We start from the raw sequence: 26,217 nt of genomic DNA on the forward strand, positions 1-26,217 counted from the left end.
TTCTTACTCCTTGTGATTTTGAAAGAAGTCGAATCGATCCGGCTTTGCCGGCGAGCTTCACGACCGAACGCAGACGGGCGCGCCGAGCGCGGTGCCGCGGTCGAGACGCAGGGCCAGTCCCGCCACGGCGAGTGCCGCGACCGGCAGCAGCGCGGCGACCCAGGTGAGCGAACCCAGGCCAAGACCTTGGGCAATGACCGCGCCGCCGAGCCAAGCGCCGGCCGCGTTGCCGAGGTTGAAGGCGGCGATGTTGAAGGACGAGGCGAGGCTCTGGCCAGCACCTTGGGCCTTTTCCAGCACCCACATCTGCAAAGGCGCCACGGTGGCGAAGGCGGCGGCGCCCAGCAGGCCGACATAGATCACGGCCAACACCTGGCTGTGGATAGCAAAGCTCATGGTCGCCAGAACCAGGGCGAGCACCACAAGACTGCCGAGCACCGCCGGCACCAGCCAGCGGTCGGCGATCTTGCCGCCGGCGATATTGCCGGCGATGAGGCCGCCGCCGAAGACGAGCAGGATCGGCGAAACGGCCGCTTCCTTGAAGCCGCTGATCTCGGTCAGCAACGGGGCGATGTAGGTGAAGACGGCGAAGACGCCGGCATAGCCGAGAACGGTGGTGGCGAAGCCGAGCAGGACGGGCGTGCGGCGCAGCACGGCGAGATCGGCGCGCAGGTCGCTCTTCACGGGAGTTGCTTGGCTGCGCGGCACCAGTGCCAGGATGACGGCAAAGGCCGCGAGACCGACCGCGGTCACCGCCCAGAAGGTGGCGCGCCAGCCGAAAGCCTGGCCGAGCCAGGTGCCGAAGGGAACGCCGAGAATGTTGGCGATGGTCAGGCCGGTGAACATGAGCGCGATCGCCGACGCCTTCTTGTTGGGAGCGACGAGTCCGGTGGCGACCACCGAGCCAACGCCGAAGAAGGTGCCATGGGCAAAGGCGGTGATGACGCGCGCGCCCATCAATGTCCAATAATCAGGCGCCAGCGCACAGGCCAGGTTGCCAATGGTGAAGATCGCCATCAGCGCCAGAAGCACCGTCTTGCGCGGCCAGTTGCCGGTGGCGATCGTCAGCAGAGGTGCTCCGATGACGACGCCCAGCGCATAGCCGGAAATCAGTTGGCCGGCGGCCGAGATCGAGACGCCGAGATCTTTGCTGACGTCGATGAGCAGGCCCATGATGACGAATTCGGTGACGCCGATGCCGAAGGCGCCGGCGGCGAGAGCATAGAGAGCGAGAGGCATGATGTTTCCACTTCGGCGGTGACGGGCGCCCTGTCCAGGCCGCGCCCCGACCGGGAAGATCGTGTGGCCATGCGATGTGAACCAGACTTGCTCCAGGCATACTTTCTGTGAAATAGATTCACAGATGGCGCGATCCGACATCAATCGTTCCGGCGAGATCGAAGTGTTTGTGCGCGTCGTCGAGGCGGGCAGCTTTTCGGCGGCGGCACGTGCCTTGCGGCATGACCCCGTCCGCGGTGAGCAAATTGATCGCGCGGCTGGAGGCCAGGCTCGGCGCGCGGCTGGTCACCCGCTCGACGCGCAAGCTGCAACTGACGCCGGAAGGCACTGCTTTCTACGACAGCGGCATGCGCATCCTCGCCGACATGGACGCGGCCGAGCGCGAGGCGGCCGCCGGGGCGGCGCCGCGCGGCCGGTTGAGGGTCAACAGCTACGTGCCGTTCGGCCACCACCGGCTGATGTCGCTGCTGCCTCGGTTTCTGGAGCGTTATCCCGAGATTTCCGTCGACGCCGTGCTGACAGACAGCGTGATCGACCTTCTGGAGGAGCGCGCCGATGTGGCGATACGCGCCGGGCCCTTGCGCGAGTCACGGCTGGTAGCGCGCAAACTGGGGCAGAGCCGGATGGTGCTGGTCGCGGCACCCTCCTATGTCGAAGCGCATGGGACGCCGCGCACGCTGGCCGATCTCGGGCGTCACAATATGCTGGCCTTCGGCTTTGCGCGGCATATAGACGGCTGGCCTTTTGTCGATGCGGCAGGTGCGCCGGTCATCGTCCCGGTTGTCGGAAACGCAACGCTGACCGACGGCGAGGCGATGCGGCGGATCGCACTGGCGGGAGGCGGAATCGCTCGGCTGGCGCGCTGGCATGTCCAGCCGGACATGGACGCGGGGGCATTCGTCCCGTTGCTGGAGGAATTCAACCCAGGCGACGAGGAGGCCACCCATGCCGTCTATGTCGGCCAGGGCAAGCATCTGCCTGCGCGGGTGCGGGCTTTTCTCGATTTTCTCTCGGAGGCCGTTCGCCTCTAGAGCAGTTCACCGTTTCATGGAAACGGCGAACCGCTCTAACTCTTTGTTTTGACGCAATTCTGGACAGAAAACCGCACACACTTTTCTTGGAATTGCTCTAACTGAGAAGCCGCGTACCTAAGGCACGCGGCTTCGAAGCAGGCTAGAAAAGCGATCAGGCCTTCGGCACGAACGGCGCCGGACGCCGGCCGGCGGCCTGCCGCTCCAGCATCCAGCCGGGATATTCGGCCGGCAGCGCGCTCACCTCGTCCAGTCTGGCGAGATCATCGGTATCAAGTTTGAGGTTCGTGGCGGCAAGGTTCTGTTCGAGCTGATCCATGCGGCTGGCGCCGATGATCACGCTCATCACGAAGGGCTTGGCCAGGACATAACCTAGTGCCACGGTAGCGACGCTGACGTCATGCTTTTTGGCGATCTCGCGCATGACCGCGACCGCCGCCCAGGCGCGGTCCTCGTTGACCGGTGGGAAGTTGAAGGAGGCGCGGCGGCCCTCGCCATTGCCGGGCGCACCAGGGCCGTATTTGCCGGACAGCAGTCCGCCGGCCATTGGCGACCAGACCATCAGGCCGAGCTTCTCCTCGTTGATCAGCGGCACGATCTCGCGCTCGAGATCACGACCGGCGATCGAGTAATAGGACTGGATGGTCTCGAAGCGGGCAAAGCCCTTGCGGTCGGCTATGCCAAGCGCCTTGGCGATGCGCCAGGCCTGCCAGTTGGATACGCCGACATAGCGGACCTTGCCGCTGGCAACGAGATCGTCCAGTGCCCGCAGCGTTTCGTCGATCGGCGTCACCGCGTCGGTTCCGTGCAGCTGATAGAGATCGATGTGATCGAGCTGCAGCCGCTCGAGGCTGGCATCGACCGAATCCATGATGTGGCCGCGCGAGGAGCCGCGCTGGTTCGGGCCCTCGCCCATGGCGCCGTGAACCTTGGTGGCGATGACCACGCTCGACCTGTCAACGCCGAGATCCCTGAGCGACTGGCCAAGCAGGCGCTCGGATTCGCCGAAGGAATAGACATCGGCCGTGTCGAAGAAATTGACCCCGGCGGCGAGCGAGCGGCCGACGATCTCGTTGACGCCTTTCTGGTCGAGGCTGGCGATCAGGCCCCATTGGGCATTCTGGCCGGCGGCGCCGAAGGTCATGGTGCCGAGGCAGAGTTCGGAGACGAACAGGCCGGTATTTCCAAGCTGGTTGTAACGCATGGCGAAGGCTCCAAAGATTTGTGATGACACAGATCAAATAGGAACGGTACGTTTCGTTTCCAGCGCTGGCGTAATCAGCCGGTAGAACTGGACCATCTTGCCGGTGACAGAAACTTGTCAGAGATGGACCGCTCGGATCATTGTGTTCGGGCGGCGATTGACCTCCTCGACAAACTCGTCATCCCAGACGGGGCCGGAGAGAAGATATTGCGCAAGGGAGGGCTTTGCGCCAACCCACCGTTCGTAGTCCTCAACCGCTAGCACCACGGCAGATGGCTGCCCTCGCACCGTAATGGTTTGCGGCCCTTTTTCGCGCGACTGTCTTACCAGCTTCGAGAGGTTGTTTCTTGCGTCCCGCAGCTGCCAGCTCAAGAAGACTACTCCTCGCCTAACTCGCAAAATGTGTTCAGTCCGTCTGTGTATCATAGGCTTAGAACTCACAGACGACAGGGCCAACCCAGGGCGGACGGTTTTATCGACTGCCGAAGATCGCCGAACCGACCCTGACACTGGTGGCGCCGAAGGCGATGGCCGTCTCGTAATCGCCGGACATGCCCATCGACAGTTTGGCGACGCCTGCCTCCCGCGCCAATTTTTCCAGCAGGGCGAAATGCGGGCCGGGGTTCTCGTCCGCCGGCGGAATGCACATCAGGCCTTCGATGGCGAGGCCGTGGACATCGCGGCAGCGGGCGACGAAGGTCACGGCCTCGCGCGGCTCGATGCCGGCCTTCTGCGGCTCGGAGCCGGTGTTGACCTGGACGTAGAGTTTCGGTGCCCGGCCTTGCCGGGCGATCTCCCTGGCGAGTTCGGCGGAAATCTTCTCACGATCGACCGTCTCGATGACGTCGAACAGCGCCACGGCTTCCCTGGCCTTGTTCGATTGCAGCGGGCCGATCAGATGCAGTTCGACATCGGGGAAAGCCTCTTTCAGCGCTGGCCACTTGCCCTGCGCTTCCTGCACCCGGTTCTCGCCGAAGACGCGCTGGCCTGCCTCGATGACGGGCCTGATGTCGGCGGCGTCAAAGGTCTTGGAAACCGCGACCAGCGTCACCGCGCCAGCGTCGCGCCGGGCTTCGCGCTCGGCGGCGGCGATCTTCGCCTTGACCGCTAAAAACTGCTGAACGGCGTCGCCCATGTCCAAATCCCGCTGTTTTGACCGCGTTTTTTCCAGACGCGATACCCATATGGTTGACGGGTTTGCCAAACCATGGTGAACACCCGGACCACATCCAATGGACTGCCGAGCTGTCGCCCGCAGTCCGCATGCTTTTAAGTGAAAAACGTCCCATGGCAACCGAACGATACAATCCGCGCGCGTCAGAGCCCAAATGGCAGAAGGCCTGGGCCGACAGGAAGCTGTTCGAGGCGCACAACGATGATCCGCGCCCGAAATACTACGTGCTGGAGATGTTCCCCTATCCATCGGGACGCATCCATATCGGGCATACGCGCAACTACACGATGGGCGATGTGGTGGCGCGCTACAAGCGGGCCAAGGGTTTCAACGTGCTGCATCCGATGGGCTGGGACGCCTTCGGCATGCCGGCCGAGAACGCGGCGATGCAGAACAAGGTCCATCCCAAGGAATGGACCTACCAGAACATCGCCACCATGCGCGAGCAGCTCAAGGTCATGGGCCTGTCGCTGGACTGGGCGCGCGAATTCGCGACCTGCGATGTCGACTACTACCACCGCCAGCAGATGCTGTTCCTCGACTTTGTCGAGAAAGGCCTGGTGACGCGCAAATCCTCGAAGGTCAATTGGGATCCGGAGGACATGACGGTGCTCGCCAACGAGCAGGTCATCGACGGGCGCGGCTGGCGCTCGGGCGCGCTGGTCGAACAACGCGAGCTGACGCAATGGTTCTTCAGGATAACCGATTTTGCGCAGGATCTCCTGGATTCGCTCGATCGCCTCGACGAATGGCCCGAGAAGGTCAAGCTGATGCAGCACAATTGGATCGGCCGTTCGGAAGGTCTGCTGATCCGCTGGCCGCTGGCGGCTCCCGTCGCCGGCGAGCAGGAGCTGGAAGTCTATACGACCAGGCCCGACACCATCTTCGGCGCCTCCTTCATGGCGGTCGCCGCCGACCATCCGCTGGCCAGGAAGGCCGCCGAGACCAATCCGGCGCTGGCGAGCTTCATCGACGAAGTCCGCCATATGGGCACTTCGGTGGCGGCGCTGGAGACGGCCGAGAAGAAGGGCTTCGACACCGGCATCCGTGTCGTGCATCCGTTCGACGAGAACTGGACGCTGCCGGTCTACGTCGCCAATTTCGTGCTGATGGACTACGGCACCGGCGCCATCTTCGGCTGCCCGTCCGGCGACCAGCGCGACCTCGACTTCGCCAACAAATACGGCCTGCCGGTGATCCCGGTGGTGATGCCGGAAGGGGCTGATCCCAAGACCTTCCAGGTCATCGAGGAAGCCTATGTCGACGACGGCGTGATGATCAATTCGCGCTTCCTCGATGGCATGAAGCCGGAGCGGGCGTTCGACGAGGTGGCGAAGCTGCTGGAGCAGAAGACGATCGGCAACCGGCCGATGGCCGAGCGCAAGGTCAACTTCCGCCTGCGCGACTGGGGCATTTCGCGCCAGCGCTACTGGGGCTGCCCGATCCCGATGATCCATTGCGAGGATTGCGGCGTGGTGCCGGTGCCGAAGGCAGACCTGCCGGTGAAGCTGCCCGACGATGTCGAGTTCGACCGCCCAGGCAACCCGCTGGACCGCCACCCGACCTGGCGGCATGTCAAATGCCCGCAATGCGGCAAGGATGCGCGGCGCGAAACCGACACGATGGACACGTTCGTCGATTCGTCCTGGTATTTCGCCCGCTTCACCGCGCCCTGGGCGAACGAGCCGACCGACCCGAAGGCGGCGAACGAGTGGCTGGCCGTCGACCAGTATATTGGCGGCATCGAGCACGCGATCCTGCATCTGCTCTATTCGCGCTTCTTCACCCGGGCCATGCGCGAGACCGGCCATCTCGACCTAGCCGAGCCGTTCAAGGGCCTGTTCACGCAAGGCATGGTGGTGCACGAGACCTATCGCGTGGGATCGGCATCGAACGGCCGCTGGCTGGCGCCCACCGAGGTGCGGCTGGAGGACGTCGGCGGCAAGCGCCGCGCCGTCGAGATCGCCACGGGCGAGACGGCGGAGATCGGCTCCCTGGAAAAGATGTCGAAGTCGAAGAAGAACACGGTCAGCCCGGAAGACATCACCGACGGCTACGGCGCCGACACCGCGCGCTGGTTCATGCTGTCGGATTCGCCGCCCGAACGCGACGTCGAATGGACCGACGATGGCGCCGCCGGCGCGCATCGCTTCATGCAGCGCATCTGGCGCCTGGTCTCGACCGCGGCCGAATCGCTGGCCGGCATCGCACCCATAGCGGGCGGTGGCGGTGAAGCCGGGGCGGTTTCCAAGGCCACGCACAAGATCCTGAAAGCGGTCGGCGAAGACATCGAGAAACTCGCATTCAACCGCGCCATCGCCCGCATCTATGAGCTCGCCAACGTGCTGACCACGCCGCTCAATGACGTGGCCGAAGGCAAGGCCGATGCCGCGCTCAAAGGCGCCTGCCGGGAGGCCGTGGAGGTGCTCGTGCACCTGATCGCGCCGATCATGCCGCATCTGGCCGAGGAATGCTGGGAGGCGCTCGGCGGTGCCGATCTCGTCGCCGAACGGCCGTGGCCGATCTTCGATCCGGCGCTGGTCGTCGACAATGAGGTCACCTATCCGGTTCAGGTCAACGGCAAGAAGCGCGGGGATTTGACAATTGCCCGCGACGCGGACCAAGGTGCGGTCGAAAAAGCCGTGCTCGCTCTCGACTTCGTGCAGAAGGCGCTCGAAGGCAAGGCTCCGCGCAAGGTGATCATCGTGCCGCAGAGGATCGTCAATGTCGTTGCCTGATCGGGAGAAGACAGAGCTGAGCCGTTTGCTGCGCCGTGCCGCGCTTGCCGGCCTTGTCGGCTCGCTTGCGCTGGTTTCGGCGTGCCAGGTGCGGCCGCTCTACTCGAGCGCGCCGCTGTCGACCGGCTCAAGCGCCAATGCCGAACTGGCATCGATCGCTATCAAACCCGTCAGGACGCGTTACGGCCAGCAGGTGCGCAACAACCTGATCTTCGGATTTGGGCGCGGCGCCGGCGAACCGGCCTCGCCGGCCTACTCGCTCGATCTCGGCGTGACCGAAGCCGTTGAATCCTCGGCGCTCGTGCAGGTCGGAACCGACCAGGACGAGCCGACCGCGGGTTCGGTGACGCTGACCGCCGGCTACACGCTGACCGATGCCAAAACCGGCGCGGTGATCGCGACCGGCAGGCGGGCGATCACTTCGTCCTTCGACAGGCCGCGCCAGGAATTCGCCGCGTACCGGGCACAGATTGATGCCGAGAACCGCGCCGCGCGCGAGCTTGCCAACGCGCTGCAACTGTCCATCGCCCAGGATCTGGCACGGCACGGCAAGACGACTGGTTAGCGCCGCTCTCCGTTTCACGGTGGCATAACAATCTGGTGCCTGAAGGCCGCCTTTGCCACGGCTCCGGAGCCGGTTCTCCGTTCGCCTTTAGCCGAAGCGCGCGGGTGTGTTGACGATCGTGGGATGACGATCGGCCGCACGGATCCGATCGTCCGACACCGCTGTGAAAGTCACGCTTCGCCGCTCTTGGGGGGCCGACGGGAAGCAACTGTTAACCACTCGCTCTCTATTGCTCAGCAGACATTTCAGCGTGAGTCTTGAGCATGGAATCCAAGCGTTTTCCTCGGGTCAGTTCATTGAAGGCAGCGTCGCCCGATGACCCCGGGGTGAAGCGTTTCACGGGTGTGGACAACAAGGCGGACAGCCAGCGGGCAAGAGCAGCAGGAGCCGGCCCTTCCCCATCCCCTGTCGATCTCGGCGGCAACGAAAGCCCTGCCTGGCAAGACTATTTCTTCCTGGCGCCCAATGTGCGGTTTACGCGCACGCCGGACTATGAAGCCAGCACGCGCCGTCCGCGGGACCAGGCGATTGCCGTCGAGCAAAGCGAATCACCAGCACCGCAGGCACCTGGCCAATCCACCGCGGCTGGGACGTCTTCATCGGCGCCAATACCAAGCCGAAACCTTTCTTCGGGCGCCGCCAGGCCGCCCGTCGGCAACAGAGCCGTGGTGCAACCGGCCCCGGCGCCGGTTCCGTCAGGGCATGCCGGCGAAAAGGCGCGGGCCGCCGCTACGCCTGCGGGCCACAGGATGACTGCGGCGGCGCGGGCATCCGCACCGGCAGCGTCCGCCCAAGCAGCGACAGCCCCGGTCAAGACGCCGAGCCGCGAAAATGTGCGCTGGCCCTATCTGTCGGATCACGTCTTTTTCGAGGTCATGGCGCCCTATTTGGTCGAGGGCCCGTCACCCGCGCCGCGGGCCGTTCCGGTTGCACGCACGACCGCGCCTGTGGTCACCGAGCGGATCGACAACCGCCACGCGCCAACGGCCGATCCGACCGCGTTGTTCCGTGTCATCGAATGCCTTCCGGGGTCGCCAGCTCCGTCCGCCGCGCCGGATGTCCGTCCGGCCAACTCCAACCAGGCCGCGGTTCAGCCGGCGGCGAACCGCGTGCCGCAGCAAGCCCGGGCTCCGGCCGCAATTCCCGCCGTCGCAAGCAATGCCGTTCCGGCACTGGTCACGCAAAGTTTGGAGCAAGCCGTACCGGCTCCGGCCGCGCGCGCATCGTCGCGAGCACCACTGGTCGGCAGGATCGTGCCGACCGCGACGGGCGAGACGTACGAACTCCCCTCGGAAGAACTGTTGCAGCAGCCGCCGGAGGGACAAGGCTTCTACATGTCGCAGGAGCGGCTCGAGCAGAATGCCGATCTTCTGGAAAGCGTGCTCGAGGATTTCGGCGTGCGCGGCGAGATCATCCATGTTCGGCCCGGCCCGGTGGTCACGCTCTATGAATTCGAACCGGCGCCGGGTGTGAAATCCTCTCGCGTCATCGGTCTCGCCGATGACATCGCCCGCTCCATGTCGGCGATCTCGGCGCGCGTCGCCGTCGTGCCGGGCCGCAACGTCATCGGCATCGAGCTTCCGAACGAGGCGCGCGAGACCGTCTATTTCCGCGAGCTGATCGAATCGGAGGGCTTCCGCAAGACCGGCTGCAAGCTGGCGCTCTGCCTCGGCAAGACGATCGGCGGTGAGCCTGTCATCGCCGAGCTGGCGAAGATGCCCCACTTGCTCGTTGCCGGCACCACCGGTTCCGGCAAGTCGGTTGCCATCAACACGATGATCCTGTCGCTGCTCTACCGGCTGAAGCCGGAGGAATGCCGGCTGATCATGGTCGATCCCAAGATGCTCGAACTCTCTGTCTATGACGGCATCCCGCATCTTCTGACGCCCGTCGTCACGGATCCAAAAAAGGCCGTCACCGCGCTCAAATGGGCGGTGCGGGAGATGGAGGACCGGTATCGCAAGATGGCGAGGCTCGGCGTGCGCAATATCGACGGCTACAATCAGCGCGCCGCCCAAGCCCGCGAAAACGGCGAGACGGTCGTCATGACCGTGCAGGCGGGCTTCGAAAAAGGCACCGGCGAGCCGCTCTTCGAGCAGCAGGAAATCGACCTCGCGCCAATGCCTTACATCGTCGTCATCGTCGACGAGATGGCCGACCTGATGATGGTCGCCGGCAAGGAGATCGAAGGCGCCATCCAGCGCCTGGCGCAGATGGCGCGCGCGGCCGGCATCCACCTGATCATGGCGACGCAGCGCCCCTCGGTCGATGTCATCACGGGCACGATCAAGGCCAACTTCCCGACCCGGATTTCTTTCCAGGTCACCTCCAAGATCGACAGCCGCACCATCCTTGGCGAGCAGGGCGCCGAGCAGCTGCTCGGCCAGGGCGACATGCTACACATGATGGGCGGCGGGCGCATCGCCCGCGTGCACGGCCCCTTCGTCTCCGACGTGGAGGTCGAGCATGTCGTGGCGCATCTGAAGGCGCAGGGTCGCCCCGAATACCTGGAAACCGTGACGGCCGACGAGGATGAAGAAGAAGACGAAGGCGATGAGGGCGCGGTCTTCGACAAGGGCGCCGTTGCGGCGGAGGACGGCGATACCAGCTATGACGAGGCGGTCAAGGTGGTGTTGCGCGACAAGAAGTGTTCGACGTCCTACATTCAGCGTCGCCTCGGCATCGGCTACAACCGCGCCGCGTCCCTGGTCGAGCGCATGGAGAAGGAGGGTCTGGTCGGTGCACCAAACCATGTCGGCAAGCGCGAGATCATCATGGGCCGGCGCCCGCCGGTAACCGCAGCTGAGGATGACGGCACGGACTGACCGGCCTCTTGATCCGCAGCGCACGAAAAAAGGCCGGTTGCCCGGCCTTTTTTCGTGTCGGATATAAGCTCGCTCAGCCGATTTTCTGGCCGGTCTTGGCCCAGTCGGCGAGGAAGGCGGCAAGACCCTTGTCGGTCAGCGGGTGGTTGACCAGCGCCTTCAGTGTCGCGGGCGGCGCGGTAACGATATCGGCGCCGATGAGCGCCGCCTGCTTGACGTGGTTCACGGTGCGCACGGAAGCCGTCAGGATCTCGGTCTGGAAATCGTAATTGTCGTAGATCTGACGGATCTCCTGGATCACTTCCATGCCGTCCGAGCCGGTATCGTCGATGCGGCCGACGAAGGGCGAGATGAAGGAGGCGCCTGCCTTGGCGGCGAGCAGCGCCTGGTTGGCCGAGAAGCAGAGCGTGACATTGACCATGCGGTTCATCTGGGTGCGGATCGTCTTGCAGGCCTTCAATCCATCCAGCGTCAACGGCACCTTGATGGCGACATTCGGCGCGATCTTGGCCAGCACCTCGGCCTCCGCCATCATCTGCTTGTATTCGGTGGCTACGACCTCGGCCGAAACCGGACCTTCGACGATGTCGCAGATTTGCTTGGTGACCTCGGAGATCTTGCCGCCCGATTTGAGAATCAGCGACGGGTTGGTGGTGACGCCGTCGAGCAGCCCCAGATCAATCAGTTCGCGGATTTCCTTGATGTCGGCGGTGTCGGCAAAAAATTTCATGGCGGTCTCCTGACGATTTCCTCGTGCTTGGGAAGGCACGTTCAGCGTTGCCCTTTGATCTAGAGCAAAGTCGGGGCAAGGTCACGCCTCATGATCGAAGATTCGCCCTTTGTCGCAGCCGCACCGGTGCTGGTGCCGATGCCGGCCGAACGCCCCTACACCTATGCCGTGCCCGCCGGCATGCGGGTGGTGCCGGGCTCGATCGTGCGCGTGCCGCTCGGCCCCCGCCAGGTCGCCGGCATCGTGTGGGACGGCGCGGTCGAGACGGTCGACGCGAAAAAGCTGCGCCCGATCGAACAGGTCTTCGACTGTCCGCCGATCGATCGGGCGATGCGCCGTTTCGTCGACTGGGTGGCGCAGTATACGCTGTCGGCGCCGGGCATGGTGGCGCGCATGCTGCTGAGGGCGCCGGAGGCCTTCGATCCGGAACCGTGGATCGAGGGATTGCAGCGAACCGCGGCCGTTCCGGACCGGATGACGGATGCGCGGGCCCGCGTGCTGGAGACGGCCGAAGGCGGACTGGCCTGGACGCGATCCGGCCTTGCCCATGCGGCCGGCGTGTCGTCGACGGTAATCGAGGGGCTGAAGGCGCAAGGCGTGTTCGAAACGGTGATGATCCCGCCGCGGCCCGTGGTGGCGGAGCCTGATCCAGCCTACGCCGCGCCGGAATTGATGCCCGACCAGAACGAAGCCGCAAGGCTGCTGCGCGCCAATGTCGCGGGCGGCGGCTTCAACGTCGCACTGCTCGACGGCGTCACCGGTTCGGGCAAGACGGAGGTTTATTTCGAGGCGGTGGCGGCGGCACTCGACCGGGGCAAGCAGGTGCTGATCCTGCTGCCCGAAATCGCATTGACCCACGCTTTCCTCGAACGGTTCCAGCAGCGTTTTGGCGCCAAGCCCGCCGAATGGCACTCCGACCTGCCGCCGAGGATGCGCGAACGCGTCTGGCGGCAGGTGGCGGAAGGCGGCGTGCGGGTCGTGGCCGGCGCACGCTCGGCGCTGTTCCTGCCGTTCAAGGAGCTTGGCCTGATCGTCGTCGACGAGGAGCACGACCCCGCCTACAAGCAGGAAGACCGCGTCTTCTACAATGCCCGCGACATGGCTGTCGTGCGCGGCCATATAGGTGGCTTCCCCGTGGTGCTGGCATCGGCGACGCCATCGGTCGAGAGCCGCGTCAATGCCAGCCAGGGCCGCTACGCCAGGGCGGTGCTGTCCGCCCGCTTCGCCGAGGCGGCACTTCCCGACCTGAAAGCGATCGACATGCGGCGCGCGCCGCCGGCGCGCGGCGGCTTCCTGTCGCCGGTGCTGCTCGACCATATGCGACGGACGCTGGAGAGGAAGGAACAATCGCTTTTGTTCCTCAACCGGCGCGGCTATGCGCCGCTGACGCTGTGCCGCGTCTGCGGTCACCGCTTCGGTTGCCCGGTCTGCTCGGCCTGGCTGGTCGAGCACCGCTTTCGCGGCCAGCTCGTCTGCCACCATTGCGGGCACAATGAGTGCCGTCCGGAAGCCTGTCCGGAATGCGGCACGCTCGATCATCTGGTCGCCTGCGGGCCGGGCGTCGAGCGCATCGCCGAGGAAGTCGTCACACATTTCCCGGATGCGCGCACCATCATTTTGTCGTCGGATCTGATGGGCGGCGTGCGGCGGCTGCGGCTGGAGCTGGAAGCCATCGCCAATGGCGAGGCCGATATCGTCATCGGCACGCAACTCGTCGCCAAGGGCCACAATTTCCCGAACATGACCTTGGTTGGTGTCGTCGATGCCGATCTCGGCCTTGCCAATGGCGATCCGCGCGCCGCCGAACGCACCTTCCAGCTGCTCAGCCAGGTGACCGGCCGCGCCGGGCGCACCGGCAAGAAGAGTCTCGGCCTGCTGCAGACCTTCCAGCCCGACCATCCGGTGATGCGGGCGATCGTCTCCGGCGATGCCGATGCGTTCTACGAGCGCGAGATTTCCGAGCGCGAGCGGGCGGCTCTGCCACCCTTCGGCCGGCTCGCCGGCGTCATCGTCAGCGCGGTGACGCGGGCGGAAGCCGAGGGCCATGCCCGCGCCCTGCGCCGTGCCGCGCCCGAGGCATCCGACCTGTTCGTGCTCGGGCCGGCCGAAGCGCCGCTGTCGTTGCTCGGCGGCCGTCACCGTTTCCGCCTGCTGATCCAGGGCGAGCGCCGCGCCGACATGCAAAGGTTTATCCGGACCATGCTCGCCAACGGGCCGAAGCAGCGCGGCTCGGTCCGGGTGCAGGTCGACATCGATCCGCAGAGCTTTTTGTAAGGTCGCTCAGCGTTCGCGCGGATTGCTGGTCGTGTCCTTCAGTTCGGGACGTTGCCTAAACTCTTCAGGATAGAGTCGACGGGCGTCCTCGATCGATATCACTATGGCCACGGGGCGTCCCGCTTGGTGATTGTTGTCGGGCTGCCTTTGCTGGCTTCAGCGACCACGGCGCACAGTTCGCTGCGTGCTTTGCTGCTGGATTTTGTTTTCATCGAGTAGCCCTCAACATCGCCTTGGACTGTATCATAAGTCGCTGCAAGGAAAGGAAACCGTTTTGAAAACCCTTGGCCTTCTGGGCGGCATGAGCTGGGAATCGACGGCGATCTATTATCGCCTGCTCAACGATCTCGTGAGGCAGCGTCTCGGCGGGCTGCATTCGGCGAAATTGCTGCTGTGGTCCTTCGACTTCGCCGAGATCGCCGAGCTGCAGCATCACGGGGACTGGGACGGCGCCGGCGCGCTTCTGGTCGATGCCGCGCGCAAGCTCGAGTCAGCTGGCGCGGAAGGCCTGCTTTTGTGTACCAACACCATGCACAAGCTCGCCGACCAGGTGCAGGCCTCGGTGTCGATCCCGCTGACCCACATCGCCGACGCCACCGCAGCCGCGGTCAAGGCGGCCGGCATGCGGCGCCCGGCGCTGCTCGCAACGCGGTTCACCATGGAGCAGGATTTCTACAAGCGCCGGCTTGCCGACAAATATGGATTGCAGCCGATCGTGCCGGACCAGGCAGGACGCGACATGGTCCATCGCATCATCTATGACGAGCTCTGCCAGGGCATCGTCACCGAGCCATCGAAAACCGCCTATATCGCCGAGATCAACCGCCTGCGGCGCGATGAAAATGTCGACTGCGTGATCATGGGCTGCACCGAAATCACGATGTTGATCGGCCAGCAGGATTTCGACATTCCGGTCTTCGACACGACGCGCATCCATGCTGAAGCGGCGGTCGCCTTCGCGCTCTCCTGATGCGTTTGGCCTAAAGTGCTGGCCGCCATCTGGCGCGCGGCTTTTCCTCCGCTAGAATGCCCGCGATTTCAGAGCGGCATTTACGAGGGGACACTATGGATTTTGCGTTTCCATGGCCGGTGAGCCAGGGCGAATGGCTGGCCTGGTCGAGCGCCGTCGTCACGGTGCTGCTCGGCCTGGTGCTTTTCCTGGCGCCGGGGCTTGCCTTCCGCATTCTGCGCTTGCAGGTCAAGCCGGAGAAGGCGGCGGCGATCGCCGAAGGGCGCGGCCGCATGTCGGGCTTCTATCTCGGCGTCGGCCTGTGCTGCATCCTGCTGGCGCAGCCGCTGATCTACATGGCGCTCGGCTTCTCCTGGCTGTTCACCGCCTTCGGCCGGTTGCTGTCGATGATGTCGGATGGCGCCAACACGCCCTTCAACTGGGTTTCCATCGTCGTGGAACTGGCGCTGGCGGCGTTGCCGCTTGCCTTTGCCTTCGGCTTCCTGCCCTGAATCCGCAGGCAATCCAGGGACTTCGTCCCCGGATGCGACAATAGTGCCTGAAAACCATGCGGAACGACGCATTGCGGTCTTAAAAGGCCTGTGCTAGACGGCAATCGACTTTCGGCCGGGGATAGCGGAAGCCGCGCCTCCGTGCTTGAAAAAATGCAGTAAGGTCAAAGATTTAGCCAGAGTTTTCGCTCGCGCCAACAATCTGCGGCCTGTCAGACAAGAGAAAAGACGGTCCGTGGCCCAATCGTCATCGCCAATCTCAGGTGTCGCAGAACGCTATGCGGGTTCGCTGTTCGAACTGGCATCGCAGGCGAATTCCGTCGCCAAGGTCGAAGCCGACCTCAACAGTTTCGAGGCGATGCTCGCGGGCAGCGCCGACTTGACCCGGCTGATCAACAGCCCGGTGTTCTCCAGCGAGGACCAGGCCAAGGCCATCGCGGCGATCGCCGACAAGGCCGGGATCACCGGCCTGACCGGCAATTTCCTGCGCGTCGTCGCCAAGAACCGCCGGCTGTTCGCCGTGCCCGGCATGATCAGGGCATTCCGCCAGATCGCCGCCGAACATCGTGGCGAGACGACCGCCGAGGTAACGTCGGCTCACCAATTGAGCGCTGCCCAGCAGACTGAACTCAAGGCGGCGCTGAAGAGCGTTGCCGGCAAGGACGTTTCCATCTCCGTCACCGTCGATCCGTCGCTGCTCGGCGGGCTGGTGGTCAGGATGGGCTCGCGCCAGATCGATACGTCGCTCAAAACCAAACTCAATTCGCTCAAGCTTGCACTGAAAGAGGTCGGCTGATGGACATCCGCGCCGCGGAAATTTCCGCAATTCTGAAAGACCAGATCAAGAATTTCGGCAAGGAGGCCGAGGTCTCCGAAGTTGGACAGGTGCTGTCCGTCGGTGACGGTATCGCCCGCGTCTACGGCCTCGACAATGTCCAGGCCGGCGAGATGGTCGAATTCCCCGGCGGCATCCGCGGCATGGCGCTCAATCTCGAAGCCGACAATGTCGGCGTCGTCATTTTCGGCGCCGACCGCGACATCAAGGAAGGCGACACCGTCAAGCGCACCGGCGCGATCGTCGACGTTCCGGTCGGTCCCGGCCTGCTCGGCCGCGTCGTCGACGCGCTCGGCAACCCGATCGACGGCAAGGGCCCGATCAAGGCGACCGAACGCAAGCGCGTCGACGTCAAGGCGCCCGGCATCATTCCGCGCAAGTCGGTGCATGAGCCGATGTCGACGGGCCTCAAGGCCATCGACGCGCTGATCCCGGTCGGCCGCGGCCAGCGCGAGCTGGTCATCGGCGATCGCCAGACCGGCAAGACCGCCATCATCCTCGACACGATGCTCAACCAGAAGTCGGTGCACGACAACGGCCCCGAGAAGGAAAAGCTCTACTGCGTCTACGTCGCCGTCGGCCAGAAGCGCTCGACCGTGGCGCAGTTCGTCAAGGTGCTGGAAGAGCGCGGCGCGCTCGAATATTCGATCATCGTCGCCGCCACCGCTTCCGATCCGGCGCCGATGCAGTTCCTGGCGCCGTTCGCCGGCTGCACCATGGGCGAGTATTTCCGCGACAACGGCATGCATGCGCTGATCAGCTACGACGATCTGTCGAAGCAGGCCGTCGCCTATCGCCAGATGTCGCTGCTCTTGCGCCGCCCGCCGGGCCGCGAAGCCTATCCGGGCGACGTCTTCTACCTGCACTCGCGCCTGCTCGAGCGCGCCGCCAAGCTCAATGACGACATGGGCAACGGTTCGCTGACGGCGCTGCCGGTCATCGAAACCCAGGCCAACGACGTGTCGGCCTATATCCCGACCAACGTGATCTCGATCACCGACGGCCAGATCTTCCTCGAAACCAACCTGTTCTTCCAGGGCATCCGTCCAGCCGTCAATGTCGGCCTGTCGGTGTCGCGCGTCGGCTCCTCGGCGCAGATCAAGGCGATGAAGCAGGTCGCCGGCTCGATCAAGGGCGAGCTCGCGCAGTACCGCGAAATGGCGGCCTTCGCGCAGTTCGGCTCGGATCTCGATGCCGCCACGCAGCGCCTGCTCAACCGCGGTTCGCGCCTGACCGAGCTCCTGAAGCAGCCGCAGTTCTCGCCGCTGAAGACGGAAGAGCAGGTCGCGGTGATCTTCGCCGGCGTCAACGGCTATCTCGACAAGCTGCCGGTCAACCAGGTCGGCAAGTTCGAGCATGGTCTGCTCAGCCACATGCGTTCGGCCGGCAAGGACGTCCTCGACGCCATCCGCAAGGAAAAGGCGCTGTCGGACGATCTGCGCGGCAAGCTGAAGGCCGAGATCGACGCTTTCGCCAAGACCTTCGCCTGAGCGAAGCGCCAGTCCGGATGAGACAAGACGGGATCAGGTTTGAAGCATGCCTTCATTAAAAGACCTTCGTAACCGTATCGCCTCGGTCAAGGCGACGCAGAAGATCACCAAGGCGATGCAGATGGTCGCCGCGGCGAAGCTGCGCCGTGCACAGGAGGCCGCGGAAGCGGCGCGCCCCTATTCGGAGCGCATGGGTTCCGTGCTGGCCAACATCACCCAGGCGATCGGCGGCGGTGGCGATGCCCCGGCGCTGATGACCGGCACCGGAAAGGACGACGTGCACCTGCTCGTTGTCTGCACGGCCGAGCGCGGCCTGTGCGGCGGCTTCAATTCTCAGATCGCCCGTCTTGCCCGCGACCACATCCGCAGGCTCCTGGCCGACGGCAAGCAGGTCAAGATCATCTGCGTCGGCAAGAAGGGTTTCGATATCCTGCGCCGCGACTATGCGTCGATGATCCTCGACCGGATCGACCTGCGCGAGGTCAAGACGCTCGGCTTCGTCAATGCCGACACGATCGCCCGCAAGGTCATCCACCTGTTCAACGAGGGCGGCTTCGACATCTGCACGCTGTTCTATTCGCAGTTCAAGTCGGTGATCAGCCAGGTTCCGACCGCGCAGCAGATCATTCCGGCCGCTGCTTCGTCCGCTCCGGCCGAGGCTGCTGACGGCGCCAGCGCCGTCTACGAATACGAACCCGAGCCGGGTGAAATCCTGTCCGAGCTCATTCCGCGCAACATCGCGGTGCAGATTTTCCGCGCGCTGCTCGAAAACGCGGCTGGCGAAATGGGCGCCAAGATGAGTGCGATGGACAACGCCACGCGCAACGCCGGCGAGATGATCAACAAGCTGTCGATCACCTACAACCGCCAGCGCCAGGCGCAGATCACCAAGGAACTGATCGAAATCATTTCGGGCGCCGAGGCGCTCTAGGCGCGGTTTCCCGGGGTCGACGACCTCGATCCGACCGCGCGAGAAACAAAGGACGAAAAGGGTAAAGACGATGGCGAAAGCAGCGACCCCCAAGACGGCGGCTCCCAAGGCGGCAGCCCCGGCCAAGGCGGCACCGGCAAAGGCTCTGGCCGCAGCAGCGAAGGCGGCTCCGGCCAAGAAAGCGGCAGCGCCGACCAGGGCCGCCGCGGTAAAAACCCCGGCCGTGGCCAGCAAAGCCACCGGCATCGTCGGCAAGGTCCGGCAGGTCATCGGCGCCGTGGTCGACGTGCAGTTCGGCGATCACCTGCCGCCGATCCTGAATGCGCTCGAGACCACCAATGTCGGCAACCGCCTGGTTCTCGAAGTTGCCCAGCATCTGGGTGAAAACACCGTGCGCTGCATCGCCATGGATTCCACCGAAGGCCTGGTGCGCGGCCAGGAAGTGCGCGACACCGGCGGCCCGATCGCCGTGCCGGTCGGTCCGGGCATGCTCGGCCGCATCATCAACGTCATCGGCGAGCCGGTCGACGAAGCAGGCCCGGTCGACGCGGTCGAGTTGCGCTCGATCCACCAGCCGGCCCCGGCCTATATCGAACAGTCGACGGAAGCACAGATCCTGATCACCGGCATCAAGGTGCTCGACCTGCTCGCGCCCTACGCCAAGGGCGGCAAGATCGGCCTGTTCGGCGGCGCCGGCGTCGGCAAGACGGTGCTGATCCAGGAACTGATCAACAACATCGCCAAGGCGCATGGCGGCTATTCGGTGTTCGCCGGCGTCGGCGAGCGCACCCGCGAGGGCAATGACCTCTATCACGAGTTCATCGAATCCGGCGTCAACAAGAAGGGCGGCGGCGAAGGCTCCAAGGCGGCGTTGGTCTATGGCCAGATGAACGAGCCGCCGGGCGCGCGTGCCCGCGTCGGCCTGACCGGCCTGACGGTCGCCGAATATTTCCGCGACCAGGGCCAGGACGTGCTGTTCTTCGTCGACAACATCTTCCGCTTCACGCAGGCTGGTTCGGAAGTGTCGGCGCTGCTCGGCCGTATCCCGTCGGCCGTGGGCTACCAGCCCACGCTCGCCACGGACATGGGTGCCCTGCAGGAACGCATCACCACCACCACCAAGGGCTCGATCACCTCGGTGCAGGCTATCTACGTGCCGGCCGACGACTTGACCGACCCGGCGCCGGCGACCTCGTTCGCCCACCTCGACGCGACGACGACGCTCAACCGCTCGATCGCCGAAAAGGGCATCTATCCGGCCGTCGATCCGCTGGACTCGACCTCGCGCATGCTCGACCCGCTGGTGGTCGGTGAAGAGCATTATGGGGTCGCGCGCCAGGTGCAGTCGATCCTCCAGCGCTACAAGTCGCTGCAGGACATCATCGCCATCCTGGGCATGGACGAGTTGTCGGAAGAGGACAAGCAGACGGTGGCTCGCGCCCGCAAGATCGAGCGCTTCCTGTCGCAACCCTTCTTCGTCGCCGAAGTGTTCACCGGCGCGCCGGGCAAGCTGGTCGACCTCGCCGACACCATCAAGGGCTTCAAGGGCCTCTGCAACGGTGACTACGACCACCTGCCGGAAGCCGCCTTCTACATGGTCGGCGGCATCGAGGAAGCGGTCGAGAAGGCACAGCGCCTCGCGGCTGAAGCGGCTTAATCAAGGGAAATAGGGAGTAGTCAGTAGTCAGTAGTGAATGGCAGGCAGGTGACCGGGGGCAATTGCCCTTTCTCCCTACTTCCCTACTCACTATTCCCTACTCGCTAAATCGACATGGCAGAAGCTTTCAAGTTCGAACTGGTCTCGCCGGAGCGCCTGCTGGTTTCCGCAGAGGTCGAGGCAGTCGTCATTCCGGGTGCGGAAGGCGAGATGACCGTGATGGCGCATCACGCACCGGTCATGACAACCATCAAGCCGGGCGTCGTCACGGTGAAGGCTGCATCGGGCGGTGAAGAGCGTTACGTCGTCTTCGGCGGTTTCGCCGACATCGTTCCGGCCGGCTGCACGCTGCTGGCGGAATCGGCTGTCGCGGTGAAGGATGTCGACCGCGCCGATCTCGCGCGCCGCATCCAGGAAGCCAGGGAAGACGCCGCCGACGCCAAGGACGACCGGTCGCGCACGAAGGCCGAACAATTCCTCAGCCAGCTCACCACGCTGGAAGGCGCCATCCTGCCGGCTTGAGGCTGGCACCAGTAGTCGACTGAAAAGCGGGGCCTTGCCTCGCTTTTTTGTTTTTAAATGCCCAATGCCGCGAAGGCCTGAGCCGGTCCGCCACAGCGCAACTGCTCGAGATGGACGGCCGCAAGGTCCATCAATCCTGGCCGCTCAGGCGCCCCGGTCGCGAAGCCGGCGAGATCGAACACTGCCGCGACGGTTTCGGCAGCGGGCAGATTCCGGTCAATGATCGCCGTCATCGGCATGTCAAGCGGATCGGTAAAATGGCCGTCGGGCAAGGATTTGCCGCGCGCTTCGCAGGCGGCGATCCAGGCGGCAACCGCCAGCATGAGATGTCCGGGCGCGGCGCCTGAATGGAGGCGCTCGATCGCGGAGGCCATGATGCGCTGCGGCAGTTTCTGGCTGCCGTCATTGGCGATCTGCGCGGTGCGGTGGGCAAGTGCTGTGTTGGAGAAACGCTGGGCAAGCTCTGCCGTATAGCTCGCGGTATCCAGCCCGGCATCGGTGGGCAGCGTCGGGATTGCCTCGGCCCACAGCGCATCGACAAAGCGCCTGATCGCCGGATCGGCGAAGGCGCGGTCGACGGTGGCGTGTCCGCTGAGCAGGCCGAGATAGGCAATGGCCGAATGCGCTCCATTGAGCAGTCTCAGCTTCATGTCCTCGAAGGGCCTGACATCCCCGACCATGGTGACGCCGAACTTTTCCCAGGCCGGGCGGCCTGCCGGAAAATTGTCCTCGACCACCCACTGGCGGAACGGCTCGGTCATGACCGGCCAGGCGTCGTCGACGCCGAGCTCGAGAGCGATCCGCGCCCGGTCGGCATCGGTCGTGGCCGGCACGATGCGATCGACCATGCTCGAGGGAAACGCGACCTCGTCGGCGATATGGCCGGCAAGCCTGGTAGCGCCCTTCTCACCGAGGCTGGCATCGCGCAGCGTGGCGAATTCCACCAGCAGCCTGTGCAAGGTCGCCCCGTTGGCAGGCAGGTTGTCGCAGCAGAGCACGGTGAAGGGCTGAAAGCCGGTCGCGCGACGGCGTGCAAGCGCCTCGGCCAGAAAACCGTGCGCGGTCTTCGGCAGATGCGGGTTCGCCAGATCGTGGGCGATATCAGGGTGGGCTGCGTCGAGCCCGCCGCCGGCGGCCCGCAGATAGGCTTTCTCGGTGATGGTCAGCGTCACGATGCGGGTGCGCGGATCGGTCAGCGCGGCCAGCACGGCGGCGGGATCTTCCGGCGCCACCAGCATCGCGCCGATGGAGCCGATGACATGAAGACTTTCCTCGCCCCCGCTGCGGATCGCCAGCGTGTAGAGCCCGTCCTGCGGCGCCAGCGCATCGCGCGTCTCGGCACTGCGCAGCGACACGCCGACGATGCCCCAATCCGTTTCTCCGGCAGCCAGGCAATCGTCGACATAGGCTGCCTGGTGGGCGCGATGAAAGGCGCCGACCCCCAGATGCACGATGCCTTGCGTGACCGATGCGCGATCAAAACGCGGCACGGCGATCCTCGCCGGCAACGTCGTGATCGTATCCTTCGAAAGACGCCTGTTCATTGCTGTGCGAAGTCCCCGATTGGCCTTTGGGAGCCGCCCCGTAAGGTCGGCGAAGGAGAAACGGCAGCGGCGTAACATCCACTGCCGTCCCACACAATGGCCGGTTGCCGATCCAAAGTCATCATACAACAATCCATTTTTTGTATGTTGACATTATTTCCTTGCGACCCTACCGATAGCGCCTCTTGGGAGGATCACCGTGGCACTGACCGATGCGGATTTGCTGTTTCGCGCCGACGTGCGTCCACGCTCGCTCGCCCGCACCGGCTCTGAGTCGGCGCCTTGATTTTTGAAAAGGGAGGAAGTCATGTTGCATTTTTCGAAATTGACGGCGGCTACATTCGCGTTCGGCTCGCTGCTGATCGGCATCGCCAACGCGCAAACCGTGCTGCGGTCGGCCGACACGCACCCCGACGGCTATCCGACGGTCGAGGCGGTAAAATACATGGGCGAGCTGATCAAGCAGCGCACCGATGGCCGCTATTCGGTCGAGGTCTATCATTCGGCGCAGCTCGGCGAGGAGAAGGACACGATCGAGCAGACCCAGACCGGCGTCATCGACCTCAACCGTGTCTCGATGGGGCCGTTCAACGGCATCGTGCCGGAAACCGCGGTGCCGTCGCTGCCCTACATATTCCGCTCGGTCGAACATATGCGTCATGTCATGGACGGGCCGATCGGCGACGACATACTGAAAGCCTTCGAGGCACATGACCTGGTCGGTCTGGCATTCTACGATTCCGGCGCGCGCTCCTTCTACAACACCAAGAAGGACATCGCCTCGATCGCCGACCTGAAGGGCATGAAATTCCGCGTCATCCAGTCGGACGTGTTCGTCGACATGGTCAACGCACTGGGCGCCAACGCCACGCCAATGGCTTATGGCGAAGTCTATTCGGCACTTGAGACCGGCGTCATCGACGGCGCGGAAAACAACTGGCCGAGCTTCGAATCCGCCAAGCACTATGAGGTCGCCAAGCACTACACGCTCGACCAGCACCAGATCGTTCCGGAAGTGCTGGTGATGGCGAAGGCGAGCTGGGACAAGCTCTCGCCGGAAGACCAGACGATCGTGCGCCAGGCGGCCAAGGACAGCGTCGTCAAGATGCGCGAACTGTGGGACGCGCAGGAGAAGAAATCCCGCGACATCGTCGAAAAGGCAGGCGTCAAGGTCAGCGAGATCGACAAGCAGCCGCTGATCGACGCGATGAAGCCGGTCTACGACAAATACCTGTCGACGCCGGCGCTGAAGGACCTCGCCGCCCGCGTCCAGGCAACCAAGTGAAGTCGGCCGCGGGGCGGGCAATGCACGCCGTCCCGCGCCTTCGTGACCGGCCGGCGATCGGGAGGATCAGATGGCGACAATGACAAGCAGCGCGGCGCCGCCACGGTTCAGCGTCGTGCTTTCGAGGATCTGCGACGGGGCACTCTACCTGGCCGGCATCGGCTTGGTCGCCATGACCGCGCTCGTCGCCTATCAGGTCTTCTTCCGCTTCGTGCTCAATTCGTCGCCGAGCTGGACCGAAACCAGCGCCATCATGCTGATGAACTGGTTCATCTTCCTCGGCGCCGCCGTCGGCGTGCGGGAGAACTACCATATGGGGTTCGACGTGCTGCTTTATGTCCTGCCGAAAGGCAGCAAGGGAGCGTTGCGCACGCTGTCCGACCTGATCGTGCTCGGCTTCGGATTCGGCATGGTCTGGTACGGCTGCAAGCTTGTCGGCCTGACCTGGCACACCATCATCCCGGCGCTCGAGCTGCCGGGCGGCTTCGACTATCTGCCGCTGGTCGCCGGCGGCGTGCTGATCTGCCTGTTCTCGGCCGAGCGCATCGCGCTGCGCTGGTCGGGCGTCGATATCGACAAGGACATCAATCTCGAGGACGTGCCGGAGATGCCGGCGGTGCAGGAGGCCTAGATGGAGCTCTGGATCCTGTTCGGCGTCTTCACGCTGCTGATGTTCGGCGGCACGCCGATCGCGTTCTGCCTCGGTGCGGCCTCCTTCGCCACCGTGCTCTATCTCGGCCTGCCGCCCCTGGTCGTGTTCCAGCAAATGAAGTCGGGCATGAGCGCGTTCTCCCTGATGGCGATCCCGTTCTTCATCTATGCCGGCGATCTGATGGTGCGCGGCGGCATCGCGCAGCGCATCGTTTCCTTTGCCGGCTCCCTGGTCGGCCATGTCCGAGGCGGTCTCGGCCAGGTCAACATCATCGCCGGCACGCTGTTCGGCGGCATTTCCGGCTCGGCCGTGGCCGAGGCCGCGGCCGTCGGCGGGCTGATGATCCCGCAGATGAAGGCACGCGGCTATGGCGCCGACTATGCCGTCAACGTCACCTCGATGGCGGCGCTGATCGCGCTGCTTTTGCCGCCATCGCAGAACATGATCATCTATTCGATCGCCGGGGGCGGCAAGATTTCGATCGCCGACCTGTTCACCGCCGGCATACTACCGGGCCTTTTGTTCGCCGCCTCGCTGATGGTCACCGCCTATTTCGTCGCCCGCAGCCGCGGCTATCCGGTCGAGGCCTTCCCCGGTTTTTCGCGCGTCGGGCAGCTGGCGCTCATCGCTATTCCCGGACTGCTCCTGATCGGCATCATCTTCGGCGGCGTCCGCTCCGGAATCTTCACAGCGACGGAGAGTTCGTGCATCGCCATTCTCTACGCCTTGCTTGTTACCGTCCTCGTTTATCGTTCGATGGGCTGGAGCGATTTCGTCCACGCCACCAAGGGCGCCGTGCGCACCACTTCCATGGTGCTGTTGATCATCGGTACGGCGGCTTCTTTCAGCTGGCTGATGGCCTATCTCAAAGTACCGGTGCTGCTGATCGCCGGCATGAATGCGATCTCCACCGACCCGCTGGTCGTGCTGCTGCTGCTCAATGTCCTGATGCTGGTGCTCGGCACCTTCATGGACATGGGGCCGATGATCATCATCTGCACGCCGATCTTCCTGCCGCTTGTCACGCATTATGGCGTGGATCCTGTGCATTTCGGCGTCATCACCATTCTCAATCTCGGCATCGGGCTGAACACGCCGCCGGTCGGCACGGTGCAGTTCGTCGCCTGCGCCGTCGGCAAGATCACGGTCTGGGAAGCGATGCGCTCGATCTGGCCGTTCTATGGCGCCGGTATCGTGGTTCTCGGGCTGGTGACGTATATTCCGGCCATCTCGCTCTGGTTGCCGAGCGTGTTCAAATAGAGGACGACATGGCATTGGATAGCGCAACCGACCTCAGGGTCGAGAGAAAACCCAAACTGTCGGAGACCGTCGTCGCGGCAATTCGCAGGCAGCTTCAGGCAGGCGAGATCCTGCCCGGCCACAAACTGCCGACCGAGGGCCAGTTGACCGAAACCTTCGGCGTCAGCCGCACCGTCATCCGCGAAGCCCTGGCCAAGCTCGCCGCCGATGGCCTGGTCGAGCCGCGGCAGGGCGCCGGCGTCTTCGTCACAGAGCACATCTCGACGATGTTCGGGGCGCTCGCGGCCGATATGGGCAGCAAGGATTCGATCGCACTCAACGTGCTCGAAGTGCGGCTCGCCATCGAGATCGAATCGGCCGGGCTCGCCGCCATCCGCCGCAACGCGGCCCAGGAAGCGGCGATCCAGGAAGCCTTCTTCGAGTTCGAGCGGCTGTTGCTCGCCAGCGAGCCGACCGGTCCGGCCGATCTCGCCTTCCATCGCGCCATCGCCAGCGCCACCAATAACCCGTTCTATGTCGAGATGCTCGACGTGCTCGGCCGGCGCGCCATTCCGTGCGATGTGACCTCGCCCTGGTCGACCGAGCTTGTGCAGTCCGACAGCTATCAGCGCGGGCTGCAGCGTGAGCACCTGGTGATCCTGAACGCGATCACATCGGGCGATGCCGAAGCCGCGCGCGAGGCGATGCGCACGCACCTCTCGGCCAGCCAGCAGCGCTATCGCGAGCGCCTGCATGCGCGGCAGGTCTATTATTCCGACTCGGTCAAGGCGGCCGGCGGCGAATGATCCATCTCAAGTCAG

The 26,217-nt window shown here is 64.4% G+C and carries 21 protein-coding genes and 1 pseudogene; 16 read left to right on the plus strand and 6 right to left on the minus strand.

Translation table 11 applies throughout. The features are described 5' to 3' along the window. Positions 1–57: 57 nt before the first annotated feature. Positions 58–1,239 carry an MFS transporter gene (locus FJ946_RS27070; RefSeq protein ID WP_140524992.1) on the minus strand — a complete coding sequence of 394 codons (1,182 nt, stop codon included), beginning with the start codon at positions 1,237–1,239 and terminating at the stop codon, positions 58–60. Between the two features lie 124 nt (positions 1,240–1,363). On the opposite strand from FJ946_RS27070, the pseudogene FJ946_RS27075 reads away from it, so the two are divergent. Beyond that, positions 1,364–2,270: pseudogene (locus tag FJ946_RS27075) on the plus strand (LysR family transcriptional regulator). Between the two features lie 154 nt (positions 2,271–2,424). On the opposite strand, the gene FJ946_RS27080 reads toward FJ946_RS27075, so the two are convergent. The 3 genes from FJ946_RS27080 to FJ946_RS27090 all read right to left on the minus strand — a co-directional run bounded on the left by FJ946_RS27080 (position 2,425) and on the right by FJ946_RS27090 (position 4,609). Further along, positions 2,425–3,474 (minus strand): aldo/keto reductase, encoded by a 1,050-nt coding sequence (locus FJ946_RS27080; protein ID WP_140566741.1) that lies wholly within the window; start codon positions 3,472–3,474, stop codon positions 2,425–2,427. A gap of 117 nt (positions 3,475–3,591) precedes the next feature. Continuing rightward, positions 3,592–3,846, minus strand: coding sequence for a type II toxin-antitoxin system Phd/YefM family antitoxin (locus tag FJ946_RS27085; protein WP_140524994.1), 255 nt, complete (start codon positions 3,844–3,846; stop codon positions 3,592–3,594). 100 nt (positions 3,847–3,946) lie between these two features. Beyond that, positions 3,947–4,609 (minus strand): YggS family pyridoxal phosphate-dependent enzyme, encoded by a 663-nt coding sequence (locus FJ946_RS27090; RefSeq protein WP_140566744.1) that lies wholly within the window; start codon positions 4,607–4,609, stop codon positions 3,947–3,949. A gap of 152 nt (positions 4,610–4,761) precedes the next feature. Here FJ946_RS27090 and leuS point away from each other — a divergent pair, with 152 nt between their 5' ends. From leuS to FJ946_RS27105, 3 genes are all read left to right on the plus strand, one after another. Next, positions 4,762–7,386, plus strand: a complete 2,625-nt coding sequence (gene leuS / locus FJ946_RS27095) for a leucine--tRNA ligase (protein WP_140566747.1) — start codon at positions 4,762–4,764, stop codon at positions 7,384–7,386. Next, positions 7,373–7,951 (plus strand): LPS assembly lipoprotein LptE, encoded by a 579-nt coding sequence (gene lptE / locus FJ946_RS27100; RefSeq protein ID WP_140492946.1) that lies wholly within the window; start codon positions 7,373–7,375, stop codon positions 7,949–7,951. The genes leuS and lptE overlap by 14 nt, the downstream gene beginning before the upstream one ends. A gap of 263 nt (positions 7,952–8,214) precedes the next feature. Next, entirely contained in the window at positions 8,215–10,776 is a 2,562-nt protein-coding gene (locus FJ946_RS27105) for a DNA translocase FtsK (protein ID WP_140566750.1), read from the plus strand. A 73-nt stretch (positions 10,777–10,849) separates the two neighbouring features. On the opposite strand, the gene fsa is transcribed toward FJ946_RS27105, so the two are convergent. Beyond that, positions 10,850–11,506, minus strand: a complete 657-nt coding sequence (fsa, locus tag FJ946_RS27110; protein WP_140518241.1) for a fructose-6-phosphate aldolase — start codon at positions 11,504–11,506, stop codon at positions 10,850–10,852. A gap of 90 nt (positions 11,507–11,596) precedes the next feature. On the opposite strand from fsa, the gene FJ946_RS27115 reads away from it, so the two are divergent. The 8 genes from FJ946_RS27115 (at position 11,597) to FJ946_RS27150 (ending at position 20,676) form a co-directional block, all read left to right on the plus strand. Beyond that, positions 11,597–13,780 carry a primosomal protein N' gene (locus FJ946_RS27115; RefSeq protein ID WP_140566753.1) on the plus strand — a complete coding sequence of 728 codons (2,184 nt, stop codon included), beginning with the start codon at positions 11,597–11,599 and terminating at the stop codon, positions 13,778–13,780. 274 nt (positions 13,781–14,054) lie between these two features. Beyond that, positions 14,055–14,750, plus strand: a complete 696-nt coding sequence (locus tag FJ946_RS27120; protein WP_140566756.1) for an aspartate/glutamate racemase family protein — start codon at positions 14,055–14,057, stop codon at positions 14,748–14,750. A gap of 95 nt (positions 14,751–14,845) precedes the next feature. Next, positions 14,846–15,241: a DUF4345 family protein gene (locus FJ946_RS27125; protein WP_140518245.1), complete on the plus strand. Its 396-nt coding sequence runs from the start codon at positions 14,846–14,848 to the stop codon at positions 15,239–15,241. Positions 15,242–15,476: 235 nt separating this feature from the next. Beyond that, the gene (locus tag FJ946_RS27130; RefSeq protein WP_140492968.1) at positions 15,477–16,037 is read left to right on the plus strand and encodes a F0F1 ATP synthase subunit delta; all 561 of its coding nucleotides are present in this window, start codon (positions 15,477–15,479) and stop codon (positions 16,035–16,037) included. After that, on the plus strand, positions 16,037–17,566 hold the full coding sequence (gene atpA, locus FJ946_RS27135) for a F0F1 ATP synthase subunit alpha (protein WP_140492971.1): 1,530 nt from the start codon (positions 16,037–16,039) through the stop codon (positions 17,564–17,566). Before FJ946_RS27130 ends, atpA begins: the two co-directional genes overlap by 1 nt. Positions 17,567–17,612: 46 nt before the next feature. Continuing rightward, positions 17,613–18,497 (plus strand): F0F1 ATP synthase subunit gamma, encoded by an 885-nt coding sequence (locus FJ946_RS27140; protein WP_140492974.1) that lies wholly within the window; start codon positions 17,613–17,615, stop codon positions 18,495–18,497. A 70-nt stretch (positions 18,498–18,567) separates the two neighbouring features. Then, positions 18,568–20,154 carry a F0F1 ATP synthase subunit beta gene (gene atpD / locus FJ946_RS27145; RefSeq protein ID WP_181167601.1) on the plus strand — a complete coding sequence of 529 codons (1,587 nt, stop codon included), beginning with the start codon at positions 18,568–18,570 and terminating at the stop codon, positions 20,152–20,154. 114 nt (positions 20,155–20,268) lie between these two features. Further along, positions 20,269–20,676, plus strand: a complete 408-nt coding sequence (locus FJ946_RS27150; RefSeq protein WP_140492977.1) for a F0F1 ATP synthase subunit epsilon — start codon at positions 20,269–20,271, stop codon at positions 20,674–20,676. A gap of 53 nt (positions 20,677–20,729) precedes the next feature. Here FJ946_RS27150 and FJ946_RS27155 read toward each other — a convergent pair whose 3' ends face one another. Further along, positions 20,730–22,220 (minus strand): mannitol dehydrogenase family protein, encoded by a 1,491-nt coding sequence (locus FJ946_RS27155; protein WP_140566759.1) that lies wholly within the window; start codon positions 22,218–22,220, stop codon positions 20,730–20,732. Between the two features lie 307 nt (positions 22,221–22,527). Here FJ946_RS27155 and FJ946_RS27160 point away from each other — a divergent pair, with 307 nt between their 5' ends. The 4 genes from FJ946_RS27160 (at position 22,528) to FJ946_RS27175 (ending at position 26,202) form a co-directional block, all read left to right on the plus strand. Beyond that, the gene (locus FJ946_RS27160) at positions 22,528–23,505 is read left to right on the plus strand and encodes a TRAP transporter substrate-binding protein (protein ID WP_140560744.1); all 978 of its coding nucleotides are present in this window, start codon (positions 22,528–22,530) and stop codon (positions 23,503–23,505) included. Between the two features lie 79 nt (positions 23,506–23,584). Beyond that, on the plus strand, positions 23,585–24,136 hold the full coding sequence (locus FJ946_RS27165) for a TRAP transporter small permease (protein ID WP_140493500.1): 552 nt from the start codon (positions 23,585–23,587) through the stop codon (positions 24,134–24,136). Then, a complete protein-coding gene (locus tag FJ946_RS27170) occupies positions 24,137–25,417 on the plus strand; it encodes a TRAP transporter large permease (protein WP_140560745.1) in 1,281 nt (426 codons plus the stop codon). 8 nt (positions 25,418–25,425) lie between these two features. Next, complete coding sequence (locus tag FJ946_RS27175; protein WP_140518248.1) at positions 25,426–26,202, plus strand: FadR/GntR family transcriptional regulator; 777 nt, start codon at positions 25,426–25,428, stop codon at positions 26,200–26,202. Positions 26,203–26,217: the final 15 nt, after the last annotated feature.

Origin of the sequence: Mesorhizobium sp. B2-4-7 (assembly GCF_006442685.1) — a bacterium.
Taxonomy (GTDB): domain Bacteria; phylum Pseudomonadota; class Alphaproteobacteria; order Rhizobiales; family Rhizobiaceae; genus Mesorhizobium.

Excerpts from the sequence above, each read along its gene's own strand:
- FJ946_RS27140 (WP_140492974.1), top strand. The coding sequence starts at position 17,613 with ATGCCTTCATTAAAAGACCTTCGTAACCGTATCGCCTCGGTCAAGGCG.
- FJ946_RS27175 (WP_140518248.1), top strand. The coding sequence starts at position 25,426 with ATGGCATTGGATAGCGCAACCGACCTCAGGGTCGAGAGAAAACCCAAA.
- FJ946_RS27160 (WP_140560744.1), top strand. The coding sequence starts at position 22,528 with ATGTTGCATTTTTCGAAATTGACGGCGGCTACATTCGCGTTCGGCTCG.
- FJ946_RS27165 (WP_140493500.1), top strand. The coding sequence starts at position 23,585 with ATGACAAGCAGCGCGGCGCCGCCACGGTTCAGCGTCGTGCTTTCGAGG.
- FJ946_RS27155 (WP_140566759.1), bottom strand. The coding sequence starts at position 22,220 with ATGAACAGGCGTCTTTCGAAGGATACGATCACGACGTTGCCGGCGAGG.
- FJ946_RS27115 (WP_140566753.1), top strand. The coding sequence starts at position 11,597 with ATGATCGAAGATTCGCCCTTTGTCGCAGCCGCACCGGTGCTGGTGCCG.
- lptE (WP_140492946.1), top strand. The coding sequence starts at position 7,373 with ATGTCGTTGCCTGATCGGGAGAAGACAGAGCTGAGCCGTTTGCTGCGC.
- FJ946_RS27090 (WP_140566744.1), bottom strand. The coding sequence starts at position 4,609 with ATGGGCGACGCCGTTCAGCAGTTTTTAGCGGTCAAGGCGAAGATCGCC.
- FJ946_RS27170 (WP_140560745.1), top strand. The coding sequence starts at position 24,137 with ATGGAGCTCTGGATCCTGTTCGGCGTCTTCACGCTGCTGATGTTCGGC.
- atpD (WP_181167601.1), top strand. The coding sequence starts at position 18,568 with ATGGCGAAAGCAGCGACCCCCAAGACGGCGGCTCCCAAGGCGGCAGCC.
- FJ946_RS27150 (WP_140492977.1), top strand. The coding sequence starts at position 20,269 with ATGGCAGAAGCTTTCAAGTTCGAACTGGTCTCGCCGGAGCGCCTGCTG.
- leuS (WP_140566747.1), top strand. The coding sequence starts at position 4,762 with ATGGCAACCGAACGATACAATCCGCGCGCGTCAGAGCCCAAATGGCAG.
- FJ946_RS27125 (WP_140518245.1), top strand. The coding sequence starts at position 14,846 with ATGGATTTTGCGTTTCCATGGCCGGTGAGCCAGGGCGAATGGCTGGCC.
- fsa (WP_140518241.1), bottom strand. The coding sequence starts at position 11,506 with ATGAAATTTTTTGCCGACACCGCCGACATCAAGGAAATCCGCGAACTG.
- FJ946_RS27080 (WP_140566741.1), bottom strand. The coding sequence starts at position 3,474 with ATGCGTTACAACCAGCTTGGAAATACCGGCCTGTTCGTCTCCGAACTC.
- atpA (WP_140492971.1), top strand. The coding sequence starts at position 16,037 with ATGGACATCCGCGCCGCGGAAATTTCCGCAATTCTGAAAGACCAGATC.
- FJ946_RS27105 (WP_140566750.1), top strand. The coding sequence starts at position 8,215 with ATGGAATCCAAGCGTTTTCCTCGGGTCAGTTCATTGAAGGCAGCGTCG.
- FJ946_RS27070 (WP_140524992.1), bottom strand. The coding sequence starts at position 1,239 with ATGCCTCTCGCTCTCTATGCTCTCGCCGCCGGCGCCTTCGGCATCGGC.